Source organism: Anaerosporobacter sp., from assembly GCF_965301125.1.
On record NZ_CBDLAM010000241.1, the window covers coordinates 1 to 4,883 of the forward strand.

1 protein-coding gene is annotated in these 4,883 nt (G+C 34.0%); it reads right to left on the reverse strand.

What is annotated here, in order from left to right; genetic code table 11:
- A partial coding sequence (locus ACW2QF_RS17790) for a glucoamylase family protein (protein ID WP_455717361.1) occupies positions 1-4,859 on the reverse strand: 4,859 nt, incomplete at its 3' end.
- Positions 4,860-4,883: the final 24 nt, after the last annotated feature.

The window sequence follows — 4,883 nt, forward strand, 5'->3', positions numbered from 1 at the left end:
CGATATAGCATCATGTCATTGTAAGTACTGAAGCCATCACCATCGGAAGTGATTAAAAGTGCATATTTATTGTTGCATAGATAACTGGTAACTGGTATTTTCGGGGCTACTTTATTAACATATCGATTGTTTACTATTTCTTCTTTAAAATTAATTTCTTTCTTAAAATGAGTTTCTTCTTTATAATTTATATTTTTCTGTTTAATAATATATCCTTTTCGGGCAAGCGATATAAAGTTGGAATGACGTTTCTCTTCAAGCAGTACTTCTGTAGCTCTTATAATTGGCTCTGAATGAAATCTTTTTCTCATGATACCCTCATTTAGAAAATTATTAATTGCTACTAGGTTCATGCCCTGATGGTGTGCCATATAGGTCTTTACAATACAGTAGGGAGCCATAGTCAGCGAATCAGGACTATTAAAATCGATAGCTTCATAATATCCGTAAACACCAAATGCACCTAAATCAGTCATTCTCTTAAGATTTGAAAAGCAATTTTTAGGAGCATAATCTAATGCCAGAAGGGTAGCATAAGGAGCTATGACTAAGGAATCCTTAAGTGATGGTTGTAATTGTAGCTGTGGAACGCCAAAAGCCTTATACTGGTAATTTGAATCTAAGTCAAAACGATAATACTGTGACTCTGAGATTCCCCAAGGTAAATTCATGTGCTTAGCATATTTTATTTGATTTAATACAGCAGCCTTGGATGTCTGGGCGAACACGGATCCTTTATACTCCCTTATAACAAGATTTGGCATAAGATATTCGAACATTGTACCACTCCAGGAAACAAAACACGGTAGTCCATTTACCATGGTAAGAGGTCGTCCTAACTTGTACCAATGTTTTAAAGGAACAGCCCCCTTGGCTACGGCTACAAAACTTGTAAGTGATGATTCAGAGGCCATCAAATCATAGCAACTCGTATCTAAGGTTCCAGAAGACACATGATAACCAATGTGGAAAAGCATCCTTTTTTCATTGTATAATAAGTTATAATCAACATCATTAAGAATATTGTTAACTGTGTTGCTAAGCCTTTCTATTCGTTCTATTGTAACTTTTGAAGCTTTATTACCGTATTGTTCCAACATTCTTAAAGAGGGTTCTTCAGAAAAGAGAATTTCTTCTAATCTAAAAGTTTCTGCTTCATTCATAATTAATTCCATATTTCTAAACAAATCCCTCATCCAAGCTGTATTTTCTTTAGGTGGTTGTTCTTTGTTAATTAAATAATCCTTTATCTGCGAAATATCCTCTACAAATTCTCCAATAGTAGTATAATCATCTTTTAAATCGATATCACTGTCACAGAGTTTAATGGAATACCTTATTTCATCAATAAGACTCTTTGGGAAAATAGGTGTTTCAATTTGCTCCAAAAGTCCGTTTTTTAGGGCTGTTAAGTGTCCTAGAAAGTTTCCACTATCTACTGTTGAAACATATTCAGGACCTAGTACAATGAGTGTTTTGATATTATACCAATTGTATAGATGTCCATTCCATTTTGGTAGTTTAACCACAGTAGTAAGTAAATTCTCAATCAGTTCAATTGTCGAACCTAAGGTTTCATAGCCCAAATCCCTCGCTGAAAGAATTGACAAAAACTGAAGTCCGATATTCGTTGGTGATGTCTTATCACTAATTTTTTCAATATAACCGACTTGATAATTATCAGGGCATAACCAATTGTTTTCCTTTGTCCCATGGTCCTTAAAAAAACTCCAAGTTCTACGAGATGTCTCTAAAAGCAATTTTTTATCCTCTATATGTTCCGTTAGCTGATCTTGTTTCCTTGGCTGACTTATGTAATATGCTATGTAAAAAGAGGTACTCCAGGCTAGTATTATTACTCCAAAAGTTGCAATTCTTAATGGGTGCATTTCCTTTGTTACCAATAATGCTGCTAGAACAGCAGCAGGAATAAGGGAGCTCCACATATGAAGGAAGTAAGATTTCTTTGAGTTTGTAATGGATGCATCTACTGATTCTGAGGCATTCCACTTCAGTAATCCTTTTTTGCTTACTAGTAATCGGTAAATTGTTCTAATAATTGCATCTGTTGAAATATAGGCTCTATATGGAATAAGAACGAACTCCATGAATGCTCGTTCGAACATTAACTTAATGTCATTAAATAACCTCTTAAAAACAATTGCAAGCATTGGTCTTTTAATCTTTTGTATAACAGTCGAAACTAATAAATTTAATAGGTTAAATATGTCTAAAAATAATACCAAAGGTAACCATAGATAATAAGTATTTGGCATAATTGCTAAGTTTATAATGATAAAAAGTAACTTACTCATTGGTACTAGACTGCGTCTTAAATTATCGAATATTTTCCATTTTGATAATGCATTCAAGGAGCTTTTGTTTGGTATTTTTTTATTAAACAGCCACGGTAACAGCTGCCAATCTCCTCTGACCCATCTATGTTCTCTTTTAACAAAAGATAATACACTGCTAGGGAATGTGTCCATTATTGTTACACTACTTGAAAAAGCAGCTTTAACATAGCAACTCTCTAGCAGGTCATGACTTAAAACTGTGTTCTCAGGTATTGTATTGTCTAGGATACTATGAAAGGCTTTAACATCATAGATACCTTTACCTGTATATATAGCCTCTTTGAAAATGTCATGATAGATATCAGATATTACTACTGAGTAATGAGATAAGCCGGATTCTCCTCCAAAGATTTCAGGGAATCGACTACTTTTCTTATCAACAATATGGTTTTGAACTGTAGGTTGAATAATACCATAACCTTCTACAACTTTTTTGCTTTCAGAATCAATAATGGGCCTATTTAAAGGATGATCGATTAATCCTACAAATTTAGCTGCATTGTCACGAAGGAGATCTGAATCCGCATCTAAGGTAATGACGTACGTGAAGGTATCAAGCAATTGTTCATCACATATAAGTGTAGAAAAACTTGTATCCTCTTTCTTTGCTCCAGTGAGTAAACGGTTAAATTCCTCTAACTTACCTCTTTTTCGTTCCCAACACATGTAAGTACCTTCTGATTCATTCCACTTACGATTCCTAATAAACAAGGAGAATTTTTGGTGGTCAGAAGGATAAAGCTCGTTAAGTTCATGAACACGACTCACAAGTGTCTGTCTTAAAAGCTCGTCTTTCGGCGTAATAAGTTCGGGGGAATCTTCAAAATCTGCAAGAAGAGCAAAGTATAAATTCGGTTGCTTATTAGCTAAATAGTGCTTTTCTAATCTGGTAAAGTACTGAATACATTGCTCTTTGGAATTGACGATTACAGGCATTACTACAAAGGCTCTTGCGGTATCAGGAATCTCTTTCAAATAATCTAGTGAAGGAAGTTTATTAACAAGTAGCCGCCTTGTGAATATATAATTGGTTAATTCTATGGTTATTCCAAGCAATAATGGAAGAGTAATCACTAGGACGATTATGTACATAGATAGATTATCAATGCCTTCGGAAACTTTTATGATATAACTGATAGAGAAGGATAGAGATAAAAGAATTGAAAATGCACATAGAAAATATAATAAGCCTTTAACATTTTTCTTTTTCTTGATTTCTTTAGGTATTGGTTTGTTTAGTATCTTTGCCTTCAAAAGGGAATGCCCGCTTTCTAAAAGGTAGGTTCCAACATGGTGGGAACAATTTAAATCCTTTCTTCCTTCTATAGCAAGCTCCAGACAGTCCTTGGCTATCTTATCTTCATTGATTTTATATTTTTGAGAAAGTTTTATTATTTCACCTCGATAGATTCCTCTACTCTTGGAATCCATCTTTGGATAAACTCCATCTGGATCTTTCGATAAGATGCGTTCAAGAATAGAAAACCTTTCAAAAAACATTTCATCATCTACTTCGTTAATCCCTCTCAGGCTAGCGATAAGAGAATGAATATTTGACTCAAGATATGACTCAAGTTTACTTTCTTCTAGAAATACCTTTGGAGGCATTGTATGTTTTCCCTTTTCTTTAAAATGATAGGATACATATCTTTGTATTGCGTCATCCTCAAAAGACATACTTCTCAGAAGATAGATGACATGGGCGTGGAAGGAGTAGTTATTTCTACAGTCTGAATCTATATCGCAAAGCAGTGCTGTAATATCAGGGATACCCTGTTGTTCTACTAACTTTTTCTTTACAAATTTATGAGCCTTAGATTTAATTTTTATAATATGAACGATATCTTCGGATACATCAATAATACTTTCTAATAGGCAAAAACCTATCATTTCAGGAAGAACCCATAGCTCTTTGTCGGTTAATGAAATCTCTTTTTGATAGGCATTAATCATAATTGCAATATTTGATTCATCTAGATGGTATCCAGATAGTGCCACCATCTTCTTTGCAACTACATATATCCGGGGAAAGCCTCGATACTCCTTGGTACGGAGTATTGGCAGAACCTCATAACTTGTTCCAGAGTTACTGACCTTCTTGATCTCCCGATACATCATTTGAAAGTTATCAAACAGCCAACGCGCAGCAGGTATCATGGTTATAATATCTGTTGATATTTCAGATATATTATTTCGGATGAGGTTTAGTTTTTTGTGAGCGATTTTACTGCAAACGCTTAAGACAAAATTATGACGCATTATTTTGACATTTTTATGAGTGTTAGCAAGATCTTCCATCTGTTGTTCCCATTCCTTCTGTCCAAGAATATTATTAACTCTTGTGAATTTGGTTGGTAGACTTACCCTTTTTTCATAGTGTATAAACCGATAATAAATAAGGAGCAGTATACAAATCAGTGCAGCTACTATCAGCGGATATTTAAATTCTACTAAAAAATTAGCTAAATAAGGTATTACAATTTGGTTTATGTTCAATAACATTTAATCCCTTCTTTCTGTGTATAA